Source organism: Pseudomonas sp. DC1.2 (assembly GCF_034351645.1).
Taxonomy (GTDB): domain Bacteria; phylum Pseudomonadota; class Gammaproteobacteria; order Pseudomonadales; family Pseudomonadaceae; genus Aquipseudomonas.
The window spans coordinates 5,791,026-5,814,154 of the sequence record NZ_CP133782.1 but is presented as its reverse complement, the minus strand read 5'-3'; the positions used below and the strand labels follow the sequence as shown (position 1 = coordinate 5,814,154).

Genomic DNA, 23,129 nt, shown 5'->3' with positions numbered 1-23,129 from the left:
ATGCGTAACCCGCTGATCGCTGCCACCCTTGGCCTGCTTTTGTTGGCCGACGTGGCCCAGGCGCACACCCTGGTAGCCACCAGTAACATCATCGTTCGTGCCTCACAGCGCACCATCGATTTTACTTCCGATACCACAACCTCTATCCGTGACTCCAAAATCGTCCGTGAAGCCCACGACGACGCCGCCACTTTCGTTGCCAGCGATGGCGACATTCGCGGAGCACACCTCGAGGCTGCCTTCAATACCCTGCGCACCCGCGTGCCGGAAGCTCGCGACGCGAGTGACCAGGTACTCGCCGAAGCCATACTCGCACTGTGAAGGCACTCAGTGCCTGGCTGCTGGCCTGGACGGTTTTGCTGTTGGGCAACACGGCCCAGGCCGACCTTCAATTACGGCTCAAGACCGAGGGTCTGAGCCCCGCGCAACAGCAGGCCAGCCAGGCGCTGCTTGATGAAGCCATGCAGGCATTGCCGCCGCGCTTCCTCAAGCAACTGGACCGAAGCATAGATGTCGGCTGGACCGCCGAAATGCCAAGCAATGCCTATGGCGAGGCGTCGCTGGTTTCCGAGCTCGACTTGAATCGCAATTTGCTCGACAGCCTCACCGACGGCAGCGCGGCCACCCAAAAAACCAATCGCCCCCACGGCACTGTACGCCGGGAAATGCTCGCCACGGTGCTGCATGAGCTCACCCATATTTACGACCGCGCACGCCTCTGGCCAGCGGCAGAGCGCACGTTGATCCAGCGCTGCAACCAGCGCAACAGCAGCGCCGGGCTGGTAGGGATTCCCGATCAGTGCCGCGGCCAGACCGCACGACGCTTCACCCTGAGTGACGACCCACGCCTGCTGGATCTAGCCGGGTGGCCGCAATACGTTGGCCGCCGCGGTGAGCGTGAACAACACAACCGGCAAGTCGCCCGCAGTCCGGATATTTACGAGACGACCAATCCCAAGGAATTTGTGGCGGTCAATATGGAGTACTTCCTCCTGGACCCAAGCTACGCCTGCCGACGCCCGGCGCTTTACCGCTATTACAAAGAACATTTCGGCTGGGCACCTGCCGCCAAAGACACCTGCGCCCAATCATTCGCCTTCCTCAACGCCGGCAATGATTTTGCCAAAACACCGTTGGGCCAAGTCGATCCGGAGCGGGTTTACGCAGTGGACTATCTCCTGGCCGAAGCCAACCAGAACTGGGTCAGCCGCTGGGGCCACAGCATGCTTCGGTTGGTCATCTGCGCGCCGGGGCGACCACGAGGCCCGGATTGTCGACTGGACCTGGATCAACACCTGGTGCTGTCCTACCGCGCCTTCGTCGGTGACGTACAGTTGTCGAGCTGGGATGGACTGGTGGGCAAATACCCCTCCCGACTGTTTGTGTTGCCGTTGGCACAGGTGATCGACGAATACACCAAAACCGAGCTGCGCAGCCTGGCCTCAGTGCCGCTGATACTGTCACGTAGAGAAATCACAGAAGTGGTGGAGCACGCCGCCGAAATGCACTGGAGCTACGACGGCAACTACTTCTTCCTCTCCAACAATTGCGCGGTGGAGAGCCTGAAGTTATTGCGCAGTGGCAGCAACAACCCGCAACTGACCGGCCTGGACAGCATCATGCCCAACGGGTTGCTGGAAGTGCTCAAGGGCCGCGGGCTTGCCGACACCAGCGTGCTGGACGACCCTCGCGAAGCATTACGCCTGGGTTATCGCTTCGACTCGTTTCGCGACCGCTATCAGGCGATGTTCGATGTGCTGAAAAAGCACTTACCGATCAAACAGGCAACGGTCGAAGACTGGCTGGCATTGAATGCCGAGGATCGCCGACAGTGGATCAATCAAGCTGACTTACGCACCAGCGCTGCCATGCTGTTGCTGGAGCAGGCCAGTTTCCGTCGCCAACTCCAGCTGGCCCAAGATGAAGTGAAACAGCGTTATCTGGGCGCTCGAGAGTTGAAGAACGGTGGCATGGACAAGGCCAATGCGACTTTGCAACAGATTCTGGCTAACAGCGGCTTCCTGAGCCGCCCGGCAGAATTGTTGGACAGCGGCGGTTATGGCTTGCCGCAGCCCAGCGAGTGGAAGCGTCTGGAGTCAGAAAGCAGCCAGCGCCAAAAACAGCTACAGGTGCTGACCGGGGACTTGGACAAGGAAGTGAGGTTGCTGTTGGAGCCGAGCCGAGCCGCAGAGATTGCCGCCAATGAAGCCAACCTGAAACAGGTTGGCGAACATTTGAGGGCCTTGCACAAGGCCTCTGGCGGTTTGGAGCTGCCCTGATGGAATGCCCCATCGAGATCAGTCAGCGAACGTCAGGCCAGTCAGTTGAGCACCCCGTCGAGAATTTCATAAACGATCCCGGTGCCAACGGCGATCAAAACAACATCGCTACCGGCACGGCGCCATTCATAACCTTGGTAGTACGGCAACTGACCCAAGGCACGGTTATCCAGACGTTCGCCGTAATAGCCACGAGGTAATGGCCGCCCACGCTCCAGATGAATACCGGCAGGAGGTGGAGCGCCGCGTACAAAATAACCATGATTGTCATGAATAGTCTGACGCACCGGGCCGAAATCCCGTGGCGGTGGACCGCCACGGTGGTTGTCCTGCTGACCATGGTGATCGTCACCATGATTGGCACCGTGGTTATCGTATTGGCCTTGCTGCGGGCCGCCATGGTTGTCATCGTCACGCTGATCGGCGTTGGCATGCAGCAAAGGAGTCGCACTGAGCATTAGTACGCCCAGGCTGGCAATCAGTCGTTTCGGCATTTTCATAACGTGTGTCCTCGCTGCACTTAAAGCAAAAAAGGGATTCAGAGTGCGGCCCTGAATCCCTCGGTCTTGCTAGTTAGTCTGTGCCGCGAAGGGCTAATTCCTCTGTATCAGGAACTTTACTCTCAGCTGACCCGCGCCTTACGCACGCCGTCCGCCAACGCGGCGCAAAGGCTCAACACACCATCGATCGCCTGATCCGGCGTCGAAGCATTCGCGATCTGGTCAATCAACGCCGACCCCACCACTACGCCGTCCGCCAGCCGAGCAATGGCTGCCGCTTGCTCGGGTGTACGAATACCAAACCCGATGCTGATCGGCAGATGGGTATGGCGACGCAGGCGGATGACGGCTTCTTCGACATGTTCCAACGTCGCCGCCCCGGCACCGGTCACGCCGGCCACCGACACATAGTAGACAAAGCCTGAGCTGCCATTCAGCACCGTCGGCAGACGAACGTCGTCCGTCGTTGGCGTAGTCAGACGGATGAAATCCAGACCCGCCGCCTGCGCCGGATCGCACAGCTCGCCGTTATGCTCAGGAGGCATGTCGACCACGATCAAACCATCAACACCGGCCTCTTTCGCATCGGCAATGAAGCGCAGCACGCCATACATGTGGATCGGGTTGAAGTAGCCCATCAGCACCAGCGGTGTCTCATGGTTGCCTTCACGAAACTCACGAACCATTTGCAGGGTTTTCGCCAAATTCTGCTTGGCCCCCAGAGCACGAAGGTTGGCCAACTGAATGGCTGGGCCGTCGGCCATCGGATCAGTGAAGGGCATGCCCAGCTCGATCACATCAGCACCGGCACCGGGCAAACCCTTAAGGATGGCCAGCGAAGTGTCATAGCTCGGGTCGCCGGCGGTGACGAAAGTCACCAGCGCGGCGCGATTCTGTTCCTTGAGTTCGGCAAAACGTGTTTGCAGGCGGCTCATCAGTGTTTCTCCTGCTGGGACTGTTCCATGTGGTGCATCACGGTTTGCATGTCTTTGTCGCCACGGCCTGACAAGTTGACCACCATTAGGTGATCCTTCGGCAGCGTCGGTGCCCGTTTGAATACTTCGGCCAGGGCGTGGGCAGTTTCCAGCGCAGGGATAATCCCCTCCAGGCGGCAGCACTTATGGAAGGCGACCAGTGCTTCGTCGTCGGTGACCGAGGTGTACTCGGCACGGCCGATGTCGTGCAACCAGGCGTGTTCAGGACCAATGCCTGGATAATCCAGGCCTGCGGAAATCGAATGCGCATCGATAATCTGGCCGTCGTCGTTCTGCAACAGGAAGGTCCGATTGCCGTGCAACACGCCCGGTACACCGCCGTTCAGGCTCGCGGCGTGCTTACCGGTTTCGATGCCATAACCGGCCGCTTCGACGCCGATGATTTGTACACTTGGGTCGTTGAGGAACGGGTGAAACAGGCCCATGGCATTCGAGCCACCGCCGATGCAAGCCACCAGGCTGTCGGGCAGACGGCCTTCTTGAGCCTGCATCTGCTCGCGGGTTTCCTTGCCGATCACAGCCTGGAAGTCACGGACCATGGCCGGGTAAGGATGCGGACCGGCGACAGTGCCGATCATGTAGAACGTGTTATCGACGTTAGTCACCCAATCACGCAGCGCATCGTTCATTGCATCTTTCAACGTGCCGGTGCCAGTCACCACCGGGATCACTTCAGCGCCCAGCAACTTCATGCGAAACACGTTGGCCTGCTGACGTTCGATATCAGTGGTGCCCATGTAGATCACACAGTCCAGACCGAAGCGCGCCGCCACCGTGGCGGTAGCCACGCCGTGCATCCCGGCGCCGGTCTCGGCGATGATGCGTTTCTTGCCCATACGCCGTGCCAACAAGATCTGGCCGATGCAGTTGTTGATCTTGTGCGCGCCGGTGTGGTTCAGCTCTTCGCGCTTGAGGTAAATCTTCGCGCCGCCGCAGAACTCCGTCAGGCGTTCGGCGTAATACAGAGGGCTTGGACGTCCGACATAGTCACGCTGGAAGTAAGCCAATTCTTCGTTGAAAGCAGGATCTTCCTTAGCCCGCTCGTATTCACGGGCCAGTTCGAGGACCAGCGGCATCAGGGTCTCAGCGACGTAACGGCCGCCGAACGCACCAAACAGGCCGTTGGCGTCGGGGCCGTTGCGCAGATTTGTCTGGGTCATGGGTGGCTCCAGTTAGATTCGTAAAATGACAATGACGCCTACTCTACCCCTGACGTTGCACACTGAAAACCGATAAGATCGCCGCAACCTGTCAGGAAAACTCACAGATCCCATGAGCCATGATCTCCCCCCGTTGAACGCTCTACGCGCTTTCGAAGCCACGGCTCGACTCAACAGCGTCAGTCAGGCCGCCGAACAGCTACACGTGACTCACGGCGCAGTTAGCCGGCAACTGAAAGTGCTTGAAGAGCACCTTGGCGTGAGCCTGTTCATCAAAGAAGGACGCGGCCTTAAACTCACAGATGCCGGGATTCGCTTGCGTGACGCAAGCGGCGAGGCGTTCGAGCGCTTGCGCAACGTCTGCGCCGAGTTGACTCAAAGCACAGCCGATGCGCCCTTCGTGCTCGGCTGCTCCGGTAGCTTACTGGCACGCTGGTTTATTCCGCGCTTGGGGCGACTGAACGCGGATTTGCCAGACTTGCGGTTGCACCTCTCGGCCGCAGAGGGCGATCTTGATCCACGACGGCCGGGCCTGGATGCCTTGCTAATGTTTGCCGAACCACCATGGCCGGCGGATATGCAGGTTTACGAACTGACCAGCGAGCGTATTGGCCCGGTCATGAGTCCGCGCTTCGCAGGTTACGAAAGGCTGAAAGATGCGCCGGCCACCTGTCTTCTGAGCGAGCCATTGCTGCATACAACGTCCCGCCCACAAGCCTGGCCGAGTTGGGCACAGCAGAGCGGTCTCGACGCCAAGACGTTGAAGTACGGCCAAGGTTTCGAGCATTTATATTATTTGCTGGAGGCAGCCGTGGCGGGGCTGGGTGTCGCAATTGCACCTGAACCACTGGTGGTCGAGGACTTGAAGGCGGGACGCCTGGTTGCGCCATGGGGCTTCTGCGAAACCCCGGCGCAACTGGCGCTGTGGCTACCCAAACGCGCCGCTGACGGGCGGGCCAGGCAATTGGCGCAGTGGCTCAAAAACGAGCTGCGCCAAGCGGATTAATCGCCGCGCTTGCACATCAGGTACGCCGCTAGCAGGCCCAGCGCGCCAACGGCTACACCGGCTGTAGTCCAAGGGTGTTCCTGAGCGTAGTCACGGGTAGCGATCCCGGTTTCGCGGGTTTTTACCTTGACCTCTTCATACGCATCGGCAAGCAAATGACGCGAATGTTTCAAAGCACTCTCGGCATTGCTTTTCAGCGCCTTGAGGGTTTTACGCGACTCGTCCGAGGCGTCGTCTTTCAGGCTTTCCAAAGATTTCAGCAGACTCTCGATCTCGGCTTCCATGCTTTGCAATGAGGCTTTACGTAAAGAGGTGTTGGCCATGGTGGCTCTCCTGCATTGGTTGAGTAGCGTGTGGTATTTGGGACTTCAGGGTTTTAAGAAAGTGCAGAAAATCTGAACTTCAATGTCGAATTGCCCCACAGAAGTACGACTAAAAATCACTGCTAGGCTGTATTTCATACCCCAAGGAGAACGCCATGACTGATCATCACACCTACAAAAAAGTTGAACTGGTCGGCTCGTCCACCACCAGCATCGAAGACGCCATCAACAATGCCTTGGCCGAGGCCAGCAAAAGTATCAAACACCTGGAATGGTTCGAAGTAACGGAAACCCGCGGGCACATCAAGGACGGCAAGGCTGCACACTTTCAGGTGACCCTTAAAGTCGGATTCAGAATTGCCAGCAGCTGAGTTTGAGCTAGTCTTCTGAACTTGCGCGCTGGCCGAGTGCCATATGAATGGCAAAGCGCTACGTGGTGAGAGCATCTGGCTGACAGCCGGATGCCGCCCCTTTTGATCCGACCAGGGAATGCAACCGATGAAGAAGTTTATTTTGGCAGTGGGCTTGTTGAGCATCGCGGGGACTGCCTTGGCTGCCGGCAAACCGTGCGAAGAGCTGAAAAGCGAAATTGCAGCGAAGATCGATGCCAGAGGGACGAAGCACTATTCGCTGGAAGTGGTCGACAAAGGTGCCGCCGCTGACGCGAAAGTCATTGGCACCTGCGACGCGGGCAAGAAGGAAATCGTCTACAAACGCGGCTGATTCAGGTCCAGTTTAGGAAGCCGACGCCCTAGCGTCGGCTTTTTTATGGGCGACGTTTGCGCATCAGCCTTTCATGACCTGCGCAAGTAACTCATAGGAGCGAATACGATCAGCGTGCTCGTAGAGGTCGCAGGTAAAAATCAGCTCATCGGCTTGAGTCTGCTCAATCAACACCTCCAGTTTGGCGCGTATTTTCTGCGGGCTGCCAACCATGGCCAGCCCCAGGAAATCACCGACCGCCTCTTTCTCATGGGGCAGCCACAAGCCGTCCATGGTTTTCACTGGCGGGCGCTGCACCAAGCTCTGGCCGCGCATCAGAGCGAGAATGCGCTGATAGACCGTCGTCGCCAGATAGTCGGCCTGTTCATCGGTATCAGCGGCCACCAGCGGCACGCCGAGCATCACATAGGGTTTATCCAGCACCGCTGAAGGCTTGAAGTGATTGCGGTAAACACGAATCGCCTCATGCATGAAACGCGGTGCGAAATGCGACGCGAAGGCGTAGGGCAAACCGCGTTCACCGGCCAGTTGCGCACTGAACAGACTCGATCCCAACAGCCAGATTGGAACTTGGGTTCCGGTCCCCGGCATGGCAATGACCCGCTGGTCCGGCGTGCGTGGGCCGAGGTAGCGAACCAACTCTGCGACGTCTTCCGGGAAATCATCGGCGCTGCCTGAGCGTTCACGGCGCAAGGCGCGAGCAGTCTGTTGATCAGAGCCCGGCGCGCGCCCCAGACCGAGGTCGATCCGGCCCGGGTACAGGCACTCGAGGGTGCCAAACTGCTCAGCGATCACCAGCGGTGCATGGTTGGGGAGCATCACACCGCCAGACCCCACTCGCAGGGTTGAAGTGCCGCCGGCCAAGTAGCCGAGCAAAACCGAGGTCGCCGAACTGGCGATGCCGTCCATGTTGTGATGTTCAGCCACCCAGAAACGGTTGTAGCCGAATTTTTCGACATGCTGCGCCAGGTCCAGTGAATTGTGCAGCGACTGGGTCGCGCTGCCGTTCTCCCGCACGGGCACCAGATCAAGGGTCGAGAATTTGATGTCGGACAGTCGTTTCATAAACCTGCTTCTCCAAGGGGTGCGCAGGCTTTTTCATGGACCAAAACCTGCCGAATCTAAAATCTAAAAGCGCTTCCTATGCAATGAGGGCATATACCCGAGATTCAATAGCACGATCAGAATTCCTACAGATTTATAAGAAAGAACTGACGAGATGAACTTTGCACCTCGGTCTATCCTCAGAACCCTAGCTACCCAAAACCACGAAGGCGCGACGCTTCGCGCCGGATCTTCAGGAGGCAGACATGGCTATTACCAAGAAAGCATCGGCGCACTGGGAAGGTGACCTGAAAACCGGTATTGGTTCGATTTCCACCGAAACCGGAGTCCTCAGAGAAGCACCCTACGGCTTCAAGGCTCGTTTCGAAGGTGGCAAAGGCACCAATCCGGAAGAGCTGATTGGCGCAGCCCACGCGGGCTGTTTCTCGATGGCGTTTTCCATGATTCTCGGTGATGCGGGCCTAAAGGCTGACAGCATCGATACTCACGCCGAGGTCACCCTGGACCAGGTTGACGGTGGTTTTGCGATCACCGCCGTGAAATTGACTCTTAAAGCGAAAATCCCTGGGGCCACTCAGGCGCAATTCGAGGAACTGAGCAACAAGGCCAAAGAAGGCTGCCCAGTTTCCAAGGTGCTAAATGCAAAAATCAGCCTGGAAGCAACATTGCTCAGCTAATGTTCGCAGGCGTTTTAAAAAGCGCTGACCGCGCTGGCGCCATCATCGGATCCCTGCTCGCCGCGAACTCGCTACGGGTCGGCGATCCGAAGATGGTCAAAGGAGATTGACGATGCAACGCCTGCAATTGTGAGCGAAGTCAGAACTCGCTCAGCAAGACTGTGGTCGAATAAATGACAGCAGCTTCAGCGCACCCAACGTGCGCGCTGCCTCAATGGAGCTTCAACCATGAAACGTTTTGCCTTGGCCGTTATCTGTAGCGCGCTTGCAACATCGGCCTTTGCGGCGCCCAAAGACTGCGAAGAACTCAAGAACGAGATTGAGATCAAGATTCAAGCCAATGCCGTGCCGTCTTACACGCTGGAAATTGTTACGAAGGAAGAGGCCGACAAGCACGACATAGCGATGGTCGTCGGCAGCTGCGATTACGGTACGAAGGCCATCATCTATCAAAAAAATGATCTTTGACCGGGCTCATATAACGCAGTTGACCTCCCGGTCTTCGGCGATGAGTTCGTGCTTGGCGTTATACAGCCGGGCGCTGGGAGTGAACGACAGGGAGCGGCCTTCCAGACTGTAACGCTGACCAGCCTCGAAATGGTCGTAGGTAATCGTCATATAACATAACCGCTCCGCAGGGTCGTTCATGAGCCCCGAGGCGATGCCGAACACCTCAAAGTCAAAACGCACCAGCAACTCATGCTTGCCAGGTGTGACTTCGAAGTAACGCCCGTCGCTCACGCTCTTGTGGTCGAGGCGCTCAGCCATGAGCACCTTCCCCCCTGGTGTCGGCGTAGAGAAATCGACCCAGGCCATTTGTGGATTGACCGCCGGTAACGGACTCAGGCAACCGGAAATGACGCTTGCAGTCAGCAACAGCAGCAACCTGCGCATGAGAAATGTCCTAAATATCGTGCTTCAAGCATAGCCCTGATCAGGTGTGCTGGCAGCCTGCGGGTGTACCTTGGCCAATCACTCTCTGTTGTTGATCGTAGAGCTTTGCCCACGGCCGGAAGCCGATATTGCCAGCTTGCAGTTGATAGCGTTCGCCAGCATTGAAGTCCTTGAATTTGACGTTCAAGTGACAATCACGCCACAGCGGTTCGGCATCGGGTCCAATGTTGGTGGGCTGTACCGCAAACTGATAGCGAACCGTCAACTCATGGCTTCCGGGTTGCACCTCGAAGTAGCGCTTGTCGGTAGCGGCCTTGTTATCGACCTTCAGCGCTTGCAATGCGGTGTCGTGCTGCTTTGAACCGAGATCGACCCAGGCCTGGGCCGGATCTGGATCGGGCAGCCCGGCACAACCGGCCAGCATCAGCAGGGTTCCTGTCAGAATCAACGTGCGCATAGCGGAGCTCCAGTCAGGCGGGATAGTCTTGCGGACAGACTCTCCAGGGAAAATTCATTTTGCTCAGGCCACTTCCAAGCCTTCGGTTACTTGATCGCGTTTTGCGGGTTTTGTTTCCAAGTCTGTTGTTTTTGTTGCTCAACGGTTGTTCCAGCGTCAGCTACTACGGCCAATTGGCCAACGGGCAATTCCAATTGCTGCGGGCGCGCGAGCCGGTGTCCAGGATCATTGACGATCCGGCCCGCGATCAAACCCTGCGCGCGCACCTCGCCCAATCGCAGAAGGCCCGGCTGTTCGCCAGTCAGCACCTGCATTTGCCTGACAACCAGAGTTATCGCCTGTACGCCGATATTGGCCGGCCCTATGTCGTCTGGAACGTCTTCACGACCCCTGAGTTTTCCCTGACGCCACAGAACCACTGCTTCCCCATCGCCGGATGCGTGGCCTATCGCGGTTACTACAACCAGAGTGCGGCGCGAGGCGAGGCAGCCTTGCAGCATCTCAAAGGCATGGATGTGTCGATTGGCGGGGTTGAGGCGTATTCGACTCTGGGCTGGTTCAACGATCCGATCCTCAGCTCGATGATGAGTTGGGGTGACGAAAGGCTGGCCACATTGATTTTCCATGAGCTGGCTCATCAACGCTTTTATGTGAAAGACGACACGCAGTTCAACGAGTCTTACGCCACTTTTGTCGAGCAGGAAGGCACTCGCCAATGGCGCGCATACCGAGGTCTCGCGCCGGATAACGATGCCCAGGTACAACGGCGCGACCAGTTTATTCAGTTGGTGCTGGACACCCGTGCTCGACTTGAACAGCTGTACGCCAAGCCTTTTTCCCCTGAGGAAATGCGTCAACGTAAAGCCGCAGAATTCGAACGGCTCCGCAGCGACTATAGGACGATGCGTGACAGCCAATGGGCCGGGGATAAGCGCTTTGATGCCTGGGTCAATGCACCGTTGAACAATGCCCGTCTGCTGCCGTTTGGTTTGTACGATCAGTGGGTGCCAGCGTTTTCGGCACTGTTCAAGCAAGTAGACGGGGACTGGGTGAAGTTTTATGCGGCAGTGGAAAAGCTTGGCGGCTTACCGGTTGCGGAGCGTAAGGCGGCCTTAACGTCGTTGGCGCGATGACAGCGTCCTGGTGAGTGTGCGGGCCTCTTCGTCGGAACCCTGGCCGGAGCAAGCCCGCGGCCACAGAACATTTTGTACGAGCGGAGGCTATTGCCTCACACCGTTTTATTGTGCGAGCGAGCTTTTCCGCGAAAGCGCACTGGCTTAACCCCGCAAAAACGCCTGATGCATCTCCTCCAGGGTTTCAAAGTGATAAGCCGGTGCTTCGGCACTCAGCTCCTCGCGGCTTCCAAAGCCGTAACCCACCGCCACCGCATCCAGCCCATTGCTTCGAGCACCGATGAGGTCGTGCTTACGGTCACCGATCATCAGCGTGTTGGCCGGGTCCAGCCCCTCTTCGTCCATCAAGTAGGCAATCAACTCGACCTTGTTGGTCCGCGTCCCGTCCAGCTCACTGCCGTAAATCACCTTGAAATGCTTGGCGAAGTCAAAGTGGCGCGCGATCTCCCAAGCGAAAACCCAAGGTTTTGAGGTGGCGATATAGAGTTGTCGCCCTTGGCTGCCAAGGGTTTCAAGCAGCGGGGTGACGCCGTCGAACACTCGGTTCTCGTAGAGGCCGGTGACCTTGAAACGCTCGCGGTAGAAGTTCACCGCTTCCCAGGCCTTGGCCTCGTCAAAGTCGTAAAACTGCATAAACGCCTGCAACAACGGCGGGCCGATGAAGTGTTCGAGTTTGGTCAGGTCAGGCTCGTCGATACCCAATTTGCTCAAGGCAAACTGGATCGAACGGGTGATGCCCTCACGCGGGTCGGTAAGGGTGCCATCAAGGTCGAACAGAACGGTTTGGTAATGCATGAAAATTCCTGAGCAATAGCGAGACGGTTCAGAGTTGGTCGTAGCCTTCAGCCAAATGCAGGGCCTTTAGCTTCACGTAATTCGCCGCACTGTAGGTGAAGAAGGCTTTTTCCTTGTCAGTCAGCGCCCGGATCTGCTTCACCGGGCTGCCCACATACAGAAAGCCGCTGTCCAGGCGCTTGCCCGGCGGCACCAGGCTGCCAGCGCCAATGATCACCTCGTCTTCGACCACTGCGCCGTCCATGACGATGCTGCCCATGCCGATCAAAATACGATTGCCCACGCGGCAACCGTGAAGCATGACTTTGTGCGCGATGGTCACGTCATCGCCAATCAGCAGCGGGAAGCCATCAGGATTGAACGGCCCGGCATGAGTAATGTGCAGAACGCAGCCATCCTGAACGCTGGTGCGCGCACCGATACGGATGTGGTGCATGTCGCCACGAATCACCGTCAGCGGCCAGACAGAGCTGTCTTCGCCGATTTTAACGTCGCCGATCACTACTGCCGAGCCGTCGACAAAAGCGCCTTTGCCCAGTAGCGGTGTGTGGTTCTGATACGTGCGTAGGGTCACGATAGGCTCTCTCTCTTCTGCTGATAGCTGCGGTGAGCGTCGATTGTAATTAAGATGGCTGCCTGTTTCTTCCAGCCAAGGTGCCAACCGTGAGCGTGAACAACCCTCTTTTGCAGTCCTATGACCTGCCACCGTTCTCGGCCATCCGTGCCGAGCACGTGCAACCGGCGATTGAACAGATCCTCGCCGACAACCGCGCCGCCATTACCGAGATCCTCAAGACCCAGGGCACACAACCGACCTGGGCTGGACTGGTGCTGGCCATGGACGAACTCAATGACCGCCTGGGCGCCGCCTGGAGCCCGGTTAGCCACCTGAATGCCGTGTGCAACAGCGCCGAATTGCGTGAAGCCTACGAGTCCTGCCTACCGGCGTTGAGCGCCTACTCCACCGAAATGGGCCAGAACCGCGAACTGTTCCAGGCGTTCGAAGCCCTGGCCAACAGCCCCGAATCTGCTGGGTTCGACGTGGCACAAAAAACCATCCTGGAACACGAAATGCGTGACTTCCGCCTGTCGGGTATCGACCTGCCGGAAGCCGAGCAAAAGCGTTACGCCGACGTGCAGAGCAAATTGTCCGAGCTGGGCAGCCGCTTCTCCAACCAGTTGCTCGACGCCACTCAGGCATGGAGCAAACATGTTACCGACGAAGCCGTCCTCGACGGTCTGACCGACTCGGCTAAGGCGCAAATGGCCGCCGCGGCACAGGCTAAAAGTCTGGACGGCTGGCTAATCACGCTCGAATTCCCAAGCTATTTTGCGGTAATGACCTACGCCCAGAACCGTACACTGCGCGAAGAAGTCTACGCAGCCTACTGCACCCGTGCGTCGGACCAAGGCCCGAATGCCGGCCAGAACGATAATGGTCCAGTGATGGAAGAAATCCTCGACCTGCGTCAGGAGCTTGCAAAGCTGTTGGGTTTCGCCAGCTTCTCAGAACTGAGTCTGGCCACCAAAATGGCTGAATCCAGTGCTCATGTGCTCAGTTTTCTACGCGATCTGGCCAAGCGCAGCAAGCCGTTCGCCACCCAGGACCTGCAACAGCTCAAAGCCTATGCCGCCGAGCAAGGCTGTCCGGACCTGCAAAGCTGGGACAGTGGTTTCTACGGGGAAAAACTCCGTGAGCAGCGCTACAGCGTCGCGCAGGAAGCACTGCGTGCCTACTTCCCGATCGACAAAGTGCTCAGCGGCCTGTTCGCCATCGTTCAGCGTCTGTACGGCATCGAGATCGCCGAACAAAAAGGCTTCGACACTTGGCACCCGGATGTTCGCCTGTTTGAAATCAAGGAAAACGGCCATCACGTCGGCCGCTTCTTCTTCGACCTCTATGCCCGCGCCAACAAGCGCGGCGGAGCCTGGATGGACGGCGCACGTGACCGTCGCCGTACTGCTGAGGGCGCGCTGCAAAGCCCGGTGGCCAATCTGGTGTGCAACTTCACCCCGGCCGACAGCGGCAAGCCTGCGCTGCTGACCCACGACGAAGTGACCACCCTGTTCCACGAGTTTGGTCATGGCCTGCATCACCTGCTGACCCGCGTCGAGCACGCCGGTGTGTCCGGCATCAACGGCGTGGCGTGGGATGCGGTCGAATTGCCAAGCCAGTTCATGGAAAACTGGTGCTGGGAGCCGGAAGGCCTGGCGCTGATTTCCGGTCACTATCAAACCGGCAAACCGTTGCCTCAGGACTTGTTGAGCAAAATGCTCGCGGCGAAGAACTTCCAGTCCGGCCTGATGATGGTGCGCCAACTGGAATTCTCACTGTTCGACTTTGAACTGCACGCCACCCACGGTGACGGTCGCAGCGTCCTGCAAGTGCTCGAAGGTATCCGCGATGAGGTGTCGGTCATGCGTCCGCCGGCCTACAACCGCTTCCCGAACAGCTTCGCGCACATCTTCGCCGGCGGTTACGCCGCGGGTTACTACAGCTACAAATGGGCTGAAGTGCTGTCGGCCGATGCGTTCTCCAAGTTTGAAGAAGACGGCGTGCTTAACGCCGAGACCGGGCGCGCCTTTCGCGAAGCGATCCTGGCGAGGGGCGGTTCTCAGGAGCCAATGGTGCTGTTCGTCGACTTCCGTGGCCGTGCCCCATCGATTGACGCACTCTTGCGCCACAGCGGCCTGAGTGAGGACGCGGCAGCATGAGCGAGGGACCTGTGATTACCAAAAGACGCTTCATTGCCGGGGCGGTCTGCCCGGCGTGCAGTGAGCCGGACAAGCTGATGATGTGGAACGAAGACGAGGTGCCGCACCGCGAGTGCGTCGCCTGCGGTTATTCCGACACCCTCAATGAACAAGGCCTGTCAGTGCCCAAGGAGTTGGGCACACGGGTCAATACATCGGCACTTAAGGTGCCGGACGCCAAGGTTCAGGCCGTGCAGTTTTTCCCGAACCCTAAGCTGAAAAAAAAACCTGACCAGCCACACTGAGCCAAATCGCCTCGCACGCCTTACCGGCGTGCAGGTGGTATCTATTTACCACCCTTGCCCTTCGCATCCTTTGTAGCCTGAGCACATTCAGTCGCTACTCAAGGAAGACGCAATGCCTGGGAACTCCAATCCGTTTTTGCAACCGTGGGACCTCCCGCCCTTTTCGCAGGTGCGCGCCGAACATCTCGTACCGGCCATCGCAAAAATCATCGCGGACAATCGTCAAGCTATTACCGACATCATCGCTAGCCAATCGCTGTTCCCGACCTGGGACGATCTGGTGTTGGCGGTCGATGAAACCGACGCACGTCTGGCTGAAGCCATGAGCGTCATCGAAATTCTCGACGGGGTATCACACGAAGATAGCGCGTGGAACCAGGCCAGCTCAGCCTGCATCACTGCCGTAACGCAGTACAACGCAGACAAAATGAGCAATCAGGTCCTTTACGGTCTCTACCAATCTCTCGCGCGAAGCCCGATTGCCGCGAATTTCGATCAGACGCGCCAAGCAGTGTTGAGCAAGGTGTTACGTGAGTTTCGCTTGTCGGGGATCGAGTTGGCCGTCGAGCAGCAGCAGACCCTTGCTCGTTTGAATCTCGACATCACCCGGCTCGAAAGCATCTTTATGACGCAACTGGAAAACGCCAACACCGACGGCAGCAAACACATTGACGATGGCGCTCGCCTCGACGGTTTATCCCCGGCGTCGAAGGACCGCCTGTCGCTCAACGCAAAGCAGGCGGGGCACGGCGGGTGGCTGTTGCCGTTGGACCAGTACACCAGCTTTCAAGTCCTGACCCATGCCAAGGACCGCAAACTGCGTGAGGAGTATTTTGTGGCTCACACCACCCGAGCCTCCGATAAAGGACCTCGCGCCGGCAAATTCGACAACGGTCCAATACTTGACTTGCTGTTGGCCGAACGTCACCGCAAAGCCCTGTTACTGGGGTATGAGAATTACGCTCAACTTACCCTGCAAAACCGGATGGCGGACTCCACCGAACAGGTTGTCGGGTTTTTAAAGCGACAAATCCAGTTGGCCGTAGCCGACTTGGAGCGGGATGCTCAGGCAGTCAAGGCGCTCGCGACAGAACTGAAAATTGACAAGGTACAGCCTTGGGACCAAGCGTTTCTCGCTGAGCAGCTACGCCAGCAGCGCCTCGGGGATCTACAAAGCCTGCGGGCCTATTTCCCCCTCGATGGAACCTTGAATCGACTGTGTCTCTTCAGTGAGCGCCTGTTCGCCATCCGGATCGTCGAGCAAACAGTTTTCAGTCGCTGGCATGATCGCGTGCGCCTGTTTGAAGTCAGCGAGCATGATCAGGTCATCGGGCATATCTACCTTGACCCTTACCATCGCCCACAAGACTCTGATTTTGCCTGGACGGCCACCCTTCGCAATCGACGAATGGACGCGGAGGGGCAGGTAAAACTGCCGATTGCTGTACTTAATGCCAACCTGACCCCAGACGTTGACGATCAACCTTACTTGTTGACGCATCAAGACCTGCGGATGCTATTCCATGAATTCGGGCACTGCCTGCATCACGTTCTGACACGCTCGCCACACCACACCCTTTCGGGTATCAGCGAACTTGGTCGAGATTCGGCCGAGTTTTCCGGTCAATTTTTTGAGCTTTTTTGTCGATCTCCCGAAGTTCTGCTGTGGCTGGCCGCTCACTATCAAACCGGCGAGCGCCTGACCGAAGCGCATGTCGATGCAGCGCTGTACGCCATTCAAGCAAGCACTGGTTGGCAACACGCAGTTCTGTTACTGGAAGCTTTGTTTGATTTCGAACTGCACCGATGCCAAGGCGATGGCCGTAGCATTCAGAACGTATTCGAAGACGTGCAACAGCAGATTCCTTCTCTCAACTTCCCGTCTTACTGCCGCCTGGCAAACAGCTTTGACTACATCGTGACCGGCTATCAGGCTTCGGTTTACGCCTATAAATGGTCAGGCGTCCTCGCCATCGAGGTGTTCAAAAAGTTTAAGCAACACGGCGTGTTCAATGCACTGACAGGCCGGGCTTTTCGCGAAATCGTTCTCGGACCGGGAGATTCACGTTCACTGATTTCATCGCTGGAGATGTTTCTCGAGCGCGCCTTGAAAGATGATCTTTTCCCGGCACAGGCCGTTTAGATCACTCAACGTGAGCCGACTTGAGCCAGCTTTTCATCGAGCACATGGCGAAAGGGCTGGTGCTGCAATCGCCATTGGCCAAGGCGGTACGGAGTTTTTCAACATCCGCCTGCATCATGTAACGAACGCCGTCCTTGAAATGGGTACTGTCGCCAAACCCGCCCTGAGTCATTTCGTTCAACGCGTCTTCTTTGCTCCAACCCTGCACGACCACCCGGTACATAGCGGCCATCAGGCCGGTGCGGTCGGATCCGTATTTGCAGTGCATCAATACCGGGCCTTGAGCTTGGGCGGTCTGAATGGTACGAATGGCCTTGATCACATCAGCGTCATCCACGTGGTTGGTCCGATAAGGCAGCTGGACCTGCTTGATGTCAGGCGTAGACAACCAGCTTGAATCCGATTCCGGCAGAAAGTTGATGACGGTGCCGATTTTGAGATTTTCCAGCAGCGGGACCGAGCCTTGATCAGGCAAAGCGCTGCGATAAAGAGTCGGGGACATTTGAAAAAGGTTGTATTTCTTATCTACCGGCTGAGCCCATTCCGCAGGACGCACTGACGGCGTGTCGTCAGCCATCGTCGGTGACAGGTTGAACAATACGACCAACGACAGACACATCGCTGGGATAAGACGTGTTTTAAACATGCTCGGGTGACCGCGTTAGAAAGACAGAGAATAAAGCTGTGAGCTTCAGCCTTAAGCAGTCAAAGGTCTGTGAGGTGACTGTCAAAGAATTGTGAATCGACCGGCCGAGGGCCGCGCTCATCGAAAAAGCGCGGCTTTTTCCATTGAGTCGATTCATGTCGATACATAGCCTGCTACCATTTGTTTCTAAAGTTTACAGGCTTTTGCTTTTTTACCGAGTCGACTTCGGCGCGTATCCCTGCCAAAACGAAAAGTCGTTCAACGAAACGGCTAAAAACCATCAATGCCTGATGAGGTGCATCCCCCATGTCTGATCAAGATCGAGATAACCCACGGCGTGAGTTTTTACGCAAATCCCTGACCTTGATCCCAGTGGTCACAGTCGCCAGCACCGCGCTGGGCAGCACGGTCCTGATGGCCGCCCCCGATACGGCAGCGGCCAAACCGAGCCAAGGGGGAGCGCCCGTCAGCAACAGCCTCTACGAGCCAAGCTACTTCACCGCCCAAGAGTGGACATTCATCAAGGCCGCCGTCGCTCAGTTGATCCCCAGCGATGCCCAAGGCCCCGGAGCGCTTGAGGCTGGCGTCCCCGAATACATCGACCGACAAATGAACACCCCTTACGCTGCCGGCGCCCTTTGGTTCATGCAGGGGCCGTTCAACGCCGATGCCCCGCCGGAAATGGGCTGGCAAAGCAAACTGGTACCCAAAGAGATCTACCGCTTGGGCATCGCAGCAACGGATGCGTGGTCGAAAGCGCTCAACGGTAAAGTCTTTGCTCAGCAAGACAGCGCTACCCGAGATGATTTGCTCAAGCAACTCGAAGCCGGCAAACCGCAATTCGCTAACGTCCCCGCACAGATTTTCTTCAATCTGCTGCTGCAAAACACCAAAGAAGGGTTCTTCTGCGACCCGATCCACGGCGGCAACAAAGACATGGTCGGCTGGACCATGATCGGCTTTCCCGGCGCTCGCGCCGACTTCATGGACTGGGTGGAACGCAATGAGCAATACCCCTTCCCGGCAGTTTCGATTCGCGGCGAGAGGGCTTGAGCATGGCAACGGTAATGAAGAAGGTCGATGCAGTGATCGTCGGGTTTGGCTGGACGGGCGCGATTATGGCCAAAGAGCTGACAGAGGCAGGCCTCAACGTACTGGCGCTCGAGCGCGGACCGATGCAGGACACGTACCCGGACGGTAACTATCCCCAGGTGATCGATGAACTCACCTACAGCGTGAGAAAAAAACTCTTTCAGGACATCTCCAAAGAGACCGTCACGATTCGCCATAGCGTGAATGACATCGCCTTGCCAAATCGCCAACTCGGTGCCTTCCTGCCCGGAAACGGTGTGGGTGGCGCCGGCTTGCATTGGTCCGGCGTACACTTTCGTGTCGATCCGATCGAGTTGCGCATGCGCAGCCATTACGAAGAACGCTATGGCAAAAACTTCATCCCCAAGGACATGACCATCCAGGACTTCGGCGTCAGCTACGAAGAACTGGAGCCGTTTTTCGATTACGCCGAAAAAGTGTTCGGAACCTCGGGTCAAGCCTGGACGGTGAACGGTCAACGCGTCGGTGAAGGCAAGGGTGGCAACCCCTACGCACCGGATCGCTCGAACCCTTTTCCGCTGGAATCGCAAAAAAACACAGTTTCCGCACAGCTGTTCCAGAAAGCCGCCACCGCCGTGGGTTACAAACCCTACAACCTACCCTCGGCCAATACCTCAGGCCCCTATACCAATCCTTACGGCGCACAGATGGGCCCCTGCAATTTCTGCGGTTTTTGCAGCGGCTACGTCTGCTACATGTATTCCAAGGCGTCGCCGAACGTAAACATTCTGCCAGCGCTCAAACCACTGCCCAACTTCGAACTGCGGCCGAATTCGCACGTGTTACGGGTCAATCTCGACAGTACCCAGCGCAAAGCGACTGGCGTGACCTATGTGGACGGACAGGGTCGGGAAATCGAGCAACCCGCCGATCTGGTGATACTCGGCGCGTTTCAATTTCATAACGTGAGGCTGATGCTGCTGTCCGGTATCGGCAAACCCTACGACCCGATCAGTGGCGAAGGTGTGGTAGGCAAGAACTTCGCCTATCAGAACATGGCCACCATCAAGGCGTTTTTCGACAAAGACACCCACACCAACAACTTCATCGGGGCTGGAGGCAATGGCGTGGCATTGGACGACTTCAATGCCGATAACTTCGATCATGGTCCCCACGGTTTCGTCGGCGGCTCACCTATGTGGGTCAACCAGGCCGGCAGTCGCCCCATCGCTGGCACGTCCAACCCACCGGGCACGCCGGCGTGGGGCAGTGACTGGAAACGCGCCACTGCCGATTACTACACCCACCAAGTGTCGATGGACGCCCACGGCGCGCATCAGTCCTACCGCGGCAACTACCTGGATCTGGACCCGGTGTATCGCGATGCCTACGGTTTGCCGTTGTTACGCATGACCTTCGACTGGCAGGAAAACGACATCAAGATGAACCGCTTCATGGTCGAAAAAATGGGCAAGATTGCCGAAGCCATGAGCCCCAAAGCCATCGCAGTATTGGGCAAGAAGGTCGGTGAGCACTTCAATACAGCGTCCTACCAAACCACCCACCTCAACGGCGGCGCGATCATGGGCACCAACCCCAAGACCAGCGCCTTGAACCGTTATTTGCAAAGTTGGGACGTACACAACGTGTTCGTGCCTGGTGCGTCAGCTTTCCCACAAGGCTTGGGCTACAACCCTACGGGGCTAGTCGCGGCACTGACGTACTGGTCGGCCCGTGCGATCCGCGAGCAGTACCTGAAAAACCCTGGCCCGCTGGTTCAGGCATAAGGAGCGATAACCATGAAAGCACTCTCTATCGCCCTCTTCGCCCTGCTGGCCAGCGGCTCGATTTACGCCGCCAACGCGGATCAAAACCTGATCAAGCAAGGCGAATACCTCGCCCGAGCCGGAGATTGCGTCGCCTGTCACACCGCCAAAAACGGTAAGCCGTTTGCCGGTGGCCTGCCAATGGAGACGCCGATCGGTACGATCTACTCGACCAATATCACCCCGGACAAAACCGGTCTGGGCGACTACAGCTTCGAGGATTTCGACAAAGCCGTTCGCCACGGCGTCGCCAAAAACGGCAGTACCTTGTACCCAGCGATGCCGTACCCGTCCTACGCCACCGTCAACGAAACCGACATGAAAGCCTTGTACGCCTACTTTATGCACGGCGTGGCGCCGGTGGCTCAAGCAAACCGGGACAGCGACATTCCATGGCCGTTGAGCATGCGTTGGCCGCTCGCGGGCTGGCGCTGGCTGTTTGCGCCGACCGTCAACGATGACCCGGCGTTGCCAGGTACAGATCCCGTCGTCCATCGCGGCGCTTATCTGGTGGAAGGCCTGGGGCATTGCGGCGCGTGTCATACGCCACGGGCCTTGAGCATGCAGGAAAAAGCCCTGAATGCTGGTGAAGGCAATACGTTTCTGTCAGGCAGCGCACCGCTGGAAGGCTGGATCGCGAAAAGTCTGCGGGGCGACCACAAAGACGGCCTCGGGAGCTGGAGCGAGGAACAACTGGTGCAGTTCCTCAAGACCGGCCGCAGCGACCGCAGCGCCGTGTTCGGTGGCATGAGCGACGTGGTCACACACAGCATGCAGTACATGACCGACGCGGATCTGACCGCGATTGCCCGTTACCTCAAGTCCCTGCCGGCCAATGACCCCAACGACAGGCCGCATCAGTACGACCCGAAAGTCGCCCAGGCACTGTGGAAGGGTGACGACAGCAGGCCTGGCGCATCGGTTTACATCGACAACTGTGCGGCCTGCCATCGGACCGACGGCCATGGCTATACCCGAGTATTCCCGGCGCTGGCGGGCAACCCGGTGTTGCAGTCGGACGATCCGACTTCGCTGATTCACATCGTGCTCAAGGGCGGCACCTTGCCAGCGACTCACACGGCGCCTTCAACCTTCACCATGCCGGGATTTGCCGGGCGGCTGTCGGATGAGGAAGTGGCGCAGGTGGTCAGCTTCATCCGCAGCAGTTGGGGCAACAGCGGCTCGCCGGTCAAGGCGAGCACCGTGGCGGCGCTCCGCAAGGATGATATGAAGAGCACCTCCGGCGACGATCTGGGCCAAGTCACCCAGAAAAACTAATCGCCCTGCGGCACTGGCCAAATGAACGACGCCTCGACACTGCATAAAAAGCAGTATCGAGGCGTTTTCATGTCCACCGCCCCCCCCCACGCGGTCGCGGCACCGCGACCAACCCGCACAATCGCTTCGCGCCGAACCGCTCGGTGGCCGCCGGATTTGCCCTTCGACCGCTCTATCAATCCCTATCGCGGCTGCGAACATGCCTGCATTTATTGTTACGCGCGGCCCAGCCATGCCTATTGGGACCTGTCGCCGGGGCTGGATTTCGAAACCAAACTGATCGCCAAGACCAACGCCGCCGATGTGCTGGAGGAGCAGCTCTCCAAGCGCACCGATCAACCTGGGTTCCAACACCGATCCGTATCAGCCCATCGAGCGCGAACACAAAATCACCCGCAAAACCCTCGAAGTCCTGCTGCGTTAACGTCACCCGGTGACCATCATCACCAAGGGCTCGCTGATTTTTCGCGATCTCGACTTGCTGGCCGAACTTGCAGAGCAGCGGCTAGTGGCCGTGATGATCAGCCTCGCCACGCTGGACGACGAACTGAAACGCATCCTCGAACCCAGGGCTGCGGCCCCCAAGGCTCGTTTGCGGGCGATCCGCGTCATGCGCGAAGCCGAGATTCCAGTGGGAGTGCTGTGTTCACCGATGATCCCGATGATCAACGACAGCGAGCTTGAAAGCCTGCTCACCGAGGCCCATGCCGCTGGCACCCAGAGCGCCGCCTACATGATGTTGCGCCTGCCACTGGAGGTAGCGCCGCTGTTCGAAGAATGGCTGGCGGCTCACTATCCACAGCGGGCCTCCCATGTGCTGAACCTGATCCGACAGAGCCGAAGCGGCGAACGGTACGACAGTCGATTTGGCGCCAGGATGCGTGGTGAGGGGCCATTGGCGGACCTGCTGGCGCAACGGTTTACCAAAACCATCAAGCGCTTGCGGCTCAATCGGCGCGAAGGTTTCAATCTGGACTGCACCGCCTTCTGTCCGCCCGGTCGCCAGATGCCTTTGATTTGACGACAATTGACCTAGGGTTAAGTCGAGAAAAACGCGTGCCACTTGTAGGCCAGTCACGTTTTTTGTGACCTGGAACACACGAGATAGAGCCTTTATTCAGTTTGAGTTAAGTTTCGATAGCTACCTTGTTCACCGCGTGACTGACGGGTCTGATTT

General features: G+C 57.8%; 24 protein-coding genes and 1 pseudogene. 15 read left to right on the top strand and 10 right to left on the bottom strand.

Annotated features, from left to right (window positions below; translation table 11 throughout):
* Both RHM68_RS26475 and RHM68_RS26470 read left to right on the top strand, forming a co-directional pair.
* Nucleotides 1–321 (top strand): DUF2388 domain-containing protein, encoded by a 321-nt coding sequence (locus RHM68_RS26475; RefSeq protein ID WP_322219919.1) that lies wholly within the window; start codon nucleotides 1–3, stop codon nucleotides 319–321.
* The gene (locus tag RHM68_RS26470; protein WP_322219918.1) at nucleotides 318–2,279 is read left to right on the top strand and encodes a DUF4105 domain-containing protein; all 1,962 of its coding nucleotides are present in this window, start codon (nucleotides 318–320) and stop codon (nucleotides 2,277–2,279) included. The genes RHM68_RS26475 and RHM68_RS26470 overlap by 4 nt, the downstream gene beginning before the upstream one ends.
* Nucleotides 2,280–2,320: 41 nt before the next feature.
* On the opposite strand, the gene RHM68_RS26465 is transcribed toward RHM68_RS26470, so the two are convergent.
* The 3 genes from RHM68_RS26465 to trpB all read right to left on the bottom strand — a co-directional run bounded on the left by RHM68_RS26465 (nucleotide 2,321) and on the right by trpB (nucleotide 4,934).
* Nucleotides 2,321–2,779: an anti-virulence regulator CigR family protein gene (locus tag RHM68_RS26465; protein WP_322219917.1), complete on the bottom strand. Its 459-nt coding sequence runs from the start codon at nucleotides 2,777–2,779 to the stop codon at nucleotides 2,321–2,323.
* Between the two features lie 122 nt (nucleotides 2,780–2,901).
* Nucleotides 2,902–3,714, bottom strand: a complete 813-nt coding sequence (trpA, locus tag RHM68_RS26460; protein WP_322219916.1) for a tryptophan synthase subunit alpha — start codon at nucleotides 3,712–3,714, stop codon at nucleotides 2,902–2,904.
* Nucleotides 3,714–4,934, bottom strand: coding sequence for a tryptophan synthase subunit beta (gene trpB / locus RHM68_RS26455; protein WP_322219915.1), 1,221 nt, complete (start codon nucleotides 4,932–4,934; stop codon nucleotides 3,714–3,716). Before trpB ends, trpA begins: the two co-directional genes overlap by 1 nt.
* Nucleotides 4,935–5,046: 112 nt before the next feature.
* Here trpB and RHM68_RS26450 point away from each other — a divergent pair, with 112 nt between their 5' ends.
* On the top strand, nucleotides 5,047–5,940 hold the full coding sequence (locus RHM68_RS26450) for a LysR family transcriptional regulator (RefSeq protein ID WP_322219914.1): 894 nt from the start codon (nucleotides 5,047–5,049) through the stop codon (nucleotides 5,938–5,940).
* On the opposite strand, the gene RHM68_RS26445 is transcribed toward RHM68_RS26450, so the two are convergent.
* Nucleotides 5,937–6,263 carry a DUF883 family protein gene (locus tag RHM68_RS26445; RefSeq protein ID WP_322219913.1) on the bottom strand — a complete coding sequence of 109 codons (327 nt, stop codon included), beginning with the start codon at nucleotides 6,261–6,263 and terminating at the stop codon, nucleotides 5,937–5,939. The genes RHM68_RS26450 and RHM68_RS26445 overlap by 4 nt on opposite strands.
* Before the next feature lie 155 nt (nucleotides 6,264–6,418).
* On the opposite strand from RHM68_RS26445, the gene RHM68_RS26440 reads away from it, so the two are divergent.
* Both RHM68_RS26440 and RHM68_RS26435 read left to right on the top strand, forming a co-directional pair.
* Nucleotides 6,419–6,634, top strand: coding sequence for a dodecin (locus RHM68_RS26440; RefSeq protein WP_157710080.1), 216 nt, complete (start codon nucleotides 6,419–6,421; stop codon nucleotides 6,632–6,634).
* A 127-nt stretch (nucleotides 6,635–6,761) separates the two neighbouring features.
* Nucleotides 6,762–6,986, top strand: a complete 225-nt coding sequence (locus RHM68_RS26435) for a DUF1161 domain-containing protein (protein WP_322219912.1) — start codon at nucleotides 6,762–6,764, stop codon at nucleotides 6,984–6,986.
* Nucleotides 6,987–7,049: 63 nt separating this feature from the next.
* Here RHM68_RS26435 and RHM68_RS26430 read toward each other — a convergent pair whose 3' ends face one another.
* A complete protein-coding gene (locus RHM68_RS26430) occupies nucleotides 7,050–8,051 on the bottom strand; it encodes an LLM class flavin-dependent oxidoreductase (RefSeq protein ID WP_322219911.1) in 1,002 nt (333 codons plus the stop codon).
* 245 nt (nucleotides 8,052–8,296) lie between these two features.
* Between RHM68_RS26430 and RHM68_RS26425 the strand changes: the two genes are divergently transcribed.
* Both RHM68_RS26425 and RHM68_RS26420 read left to right on the top strand, forming a co-directional pair.
* Nucleotides 8,297–8,728, top strand: a complete 432-nt coding sequence (locus tag RHM68_RS26425) for an OsmC family protein (RefSeq protein ID WP_322219910.1) — start codon at nucleotides 8,297–8,299, stop codon at nucleotides 8,726–8,728.
* 228 nt (nucleotides 8,729–8,956) lie between these two features.
* A complete protein-coding gene (locus RHM68_RS26420) occupies nucleotides 8,957–9,196 on the top strand; it encodes a DUF1161 domain-containing protein (RefSeq protein ID WP_322219909.1) in 240 nt (79 codons plus the stop codon).
* A 6-nt stretch (nucleotides 9,197–9,202) separates the two neighbouring features.
* On the opposite strand, the gene RHM68_RS26415 is transcribed toward RHM68_RS26420, so the two are convergent.
* Together RHM68_RS26415 and RHM68_RS26410 are read right to left on the bottom strand one after the other, a co-directional pair.
* Nucleotides 9,203–9,622: a hypothetical protein gene (locus RHM68_RS26415; RefSeq protein ID WP_322219908.1), complete on the bottom strand. Its 420-nt coding sequence runs from the start codon at nucleotides 9,620–9,622 to the stop codon at nucleotides 9,203–9,205.
* Between the two features lie 40 nt (nucleotides 9,623–9,662).
* Nucleotides 9,663–10,079, bottom strand: a complete 417-nt coding sequence (locus tag RHM68_RS26410) for a hypothetical protein (protein WP_322219907.1) — start codon at nucleotides 10,077–10,079, stop codon at nucleotides 9,663–9,665.
* Between the two features lie 59 nt (nucleotides 10,080–10,138).
* On the opposite strand from RHM68_RS26410, the gene RHM68_RS26405 reads away from it, so the two are divergent.
* Nucleotides 10,139–11,212 carry an aminopeptidase gene (locus RHM68_RS26405; protein ID WP_322219906.1) on the top strand — a complete coding sequence of 358 codons (1,074 nt, stop codon included), beginning with the start codon at nucleotides 10,139–10,141 and terminating at the stop codon, nucleotides 11,210–11,212.
* Between the two features lie 144 nt (nucleotides 11,213–11,356).
* Here RHM68_RS26405 and RHM68_RS26400 read toward each other — a convergent pair whose 3' ends face one another.
* Nucleotides 11,357–12,007 carry an HAD family hydrolase gene (locus RHM68_RS26400; protein ID WP_322219905.1) on the bottom strand — a complete coding sequence of 217 codons (651 nt, stop codon included), beginning with the start codon at nucleotides 12,005–12,007 and terminating at the stop codon, nucleotides 11,357–11,359.
* Nucleotides 12,008–12,035: 28 nt separating this feature from the next.
* Entirely contained in the window at nucleotides 12,036–12,581 is a 546-nt protein-coding gene (locus tag RHM68_RS26395; RefSeq protein ID WP_322219904.1) for a gamma carbonic anhydrase family protein, read from the bottom strand.
* Between the two features lie 89 nt (nucleotides 12,582–12,670).
* Here RHM68_RS26395 and prlC point away from each other — a divergent pair, with 89 nt between their 5' ends.
* From prlC to RHM68_RS26380, 3 genes are all read left to right on the top strand, one after another.
* Complete coding sequence (gene prlC / locus RHM68_RS26390; protein WP_322219903.1) at nucleotides 12,671–14,722, top strand: oligopeptidase A; 2,052 nt, start codon at nucleotides 12,671–12,673, stop codon at nucleotides 14,720–14,722.
* Nucleotides 14,719–15,006 (top strand): YheV family putative zinc ribbon protein, encoded by a 288-nt coding sequence (locus tag RHM68_RS26385; RefSeq protein WP_322219902.1) that lies wholly within the window; start codon nucleotides 14,719–14,721, stop codon nucleotides 15,004–15,006. Before prlC ends, RHM68_RS26385 begins: the two co-directional genes overlap by 4 nt.
* 112 nt (nucleotides 15,007–15,118) lie before the next feature.
* Nucleotides 15,119–17,149, top strand: a complete 2,031-nt coding sequence (locus RHM68_RS26380) for a M3 family metallopeptidase (protein WP_322219901.1) — start codon at nucleotides 15,119–15,121, stop codon at nucleotides 17,147–17,149.
* 1 nt (nucleotide 17,150) lies between these two features.
* Here RHM68_RS26380 and RHM68_RS26375 read toward each other — a convergent pair whose 3' ends face one another.
* Nucleotides 17,151–17,795: a dual specificity protein phosphatase family protein gene (locus RHM68_RS26375; RefSeq protein WP_322219900.1), complete on the bottom strand. Its 645-nt coding sequence runs from the start codon at nucleotides 17,793–17,795 to the stop codon at nucleotides 17,151–17,153.
* 306 nt (nucleotides 17,796–18,101) lie between these two features.
* On the opposite strand from RHM68_RS26375, the gene RHM68_RS26370 reads away from it, so the two are divergent.
* The 4 genes and pseudogenes from RHM68_RS26370 to RHM68_RS26355 all read left to right on the top strand — a co-directional run.
* Complete coding sequence (locus tag RHM68_RS26370; protein WP_322219899.1) at nucleotides 18,102–18,848, top strand: gluconate 2-dehydrogenase subunit 3 family protein; 747 nt, start codon at nucleotides 18,102–18,104, stop codon at nucleotides 18,846–18,848.
* Nucleotides 18,849–18,850: 2 nt separating this feature from the next.
* Entirely contained in the window at nucleotides 18,851–20,635 is a 1,785-nt protein-coding gene (locus tag RHM68_RS26365; protein ID WP_322219898.1) for a GMC family oxidoreductase, read from the top strand.
* A 12-nt stretch (nucleotides 20,636–20,647) separates the two neighbouring features.
* Entirely contained in the window at nucleotides 20,648–21,952 is a 1,305-nt protein-coding gene (locus RHM68_RS26360) for a cytochrome c (RefSeq protein WP_322219897.1), read from the top strand.
* A gap of 83 nt (nucleotides 21,953–22,035) precedes the next feature.
* A pseudogene (locus tag RHM68_RS26355) lies at nucleotides 22,036–22,973 on the top strand (PA0069 family radical SAM protein); the annotation flags it as partial.
* Nucleotides 22,974–23,129: the final 156 nt, after the last annotated feature.

Coding starts and splice junctions, on each gene's coding strand:
- RHM68_RS26475 (WP_322219919.1), top strand. CDS start 1: ATGCGTAACCCGCTGATCGCTGCCACCCTTGGCCTGCTTTTGTTGGCC.
- RHM68_RS26465 (WP_322219917.1), bottom strand. CDS start 2,779: ATGAAAATGCCGAAACGACTGATTGCCAGCCTGGGCGTACTAATGCTC.
- trpA (WP_322219916.1), bottom strand. CDS start 3,714: ATGAGCCGCCTGCAAACACGTTTTGCCGAACTCAAGGAACAGAATCGC.
- trpB (WP_322219915.1), bottom strand. CDS start 4,934: ATGACCCAGACAAATCTGCGCAACGGCCCCGACGCCAACGGCCTGTTT.
- RHM68_RS26450 (WP_322219914.1), top strand. CDS start 5,047: ATGAGCCATGATCTCCCCCCGTTGAACGCTCTACGCGCTTTCGAAGCC.
- RHM68_RS26445 (WP_322219913.1), bottom strand. CDS start 6,263: ATGGCCAACACCTCTTTACGTAAAGCCTCATTGCAAAGCATGGAAGCC.
- RHM68_RS26440 (WP_157710080.1), top strand. CDS start 6,419: ATGACTGATCATCACACCTACAAAAAAGTTGAACTGGTCGGCTCGTCC.
- RHM68_RS26435 (WP_322219912.1), top strand. CDS start 6,762: ATGAAGAAGTTTATTTTGGCAGTGGGCTTGTTGAGCATCGCGGGGACT.
- RHM68_RS26430 (WP_322219911.1), bottom strand. CDS start 8,051: ATGAAACGACTGTCCGACATCAAATTCTCGACCCTTGATCTGGTGCCC.
- RHM68_RS26425 (WP_322219910.1), top strand. CDS start 8,297: ATGGCTATTACCAAGAAAGCATCGGCGCACTGGGAAGGTGACCTGAAA.
- RHM68_RS26420 (WP_322219909.1), top strand. CDS start 8,957: ATGAAACGTTTTGCCTTGGCCGTTATCTGTAGCGCGCTTGCAACATCG.
- RHM68_RS26415 (WP_322219908.1), bottom strand. CDS start 9,622: ATGCGCAGGTTGCTGCTGTTGCTGACTGCAAGCGTCATTTCCGGTTGC.
- RHM68_RS26410 (WP_322219907.1), bottom strand. CDS start 10,079: ATGCGCACGTTGATTCTGACAGGAACCCTGCTGATGCTGGCCGGTTGT.
- RHM68_RS26400 (WP_322219905.1), bottom strand. CDS start 12,007: ATGCATTACCAAACCGTTCTGTTCGACCTTGATGGCACCCTTACCGAC.
- RHM68_RS26385 (WP_322219902.1), top strand. CDS start 14,719: ATGAGCGAGGGACCTGTGATTACCAAAAGACGCTTCATTGCCGGGGCG.
- RHM68_RS26380 (WP_322219901.1), top strand. CDS start 15,119: ATGCCTGGGAACTCCAATCCGTTTTTGCAACCGTGGGACCTCCCGCCC.
- RHM68_RS26375 (WP_322219900.1), bottom strand. CDS start 17,795: ATGTTTAAAACACGTCTTATCCCAGCGATGTGTCTGTCGTTGGTCGTA.
- RHM68_RS26370 (WP_322219899.1), top strand. CDS start 18,102: ATGTCTGATCAAGATCGAGATAACCCACGGCGTGAGTTTTTACGCAAA.
- RHM68_RS26365 (WP_322219898.1), top strand. CDS start 18,851: ATGGCAACGGTAATGAAGAAGGTCGATGCAGTGATCGTCGGGTTTGGC.
- RHM68_RS26360 (WP_322219897.1), top strand. CDS start 20,648: ATGAAAGCACTCTCTATCGCCCTCTTCGCCCTGCTGGCCAGCGGCTCG.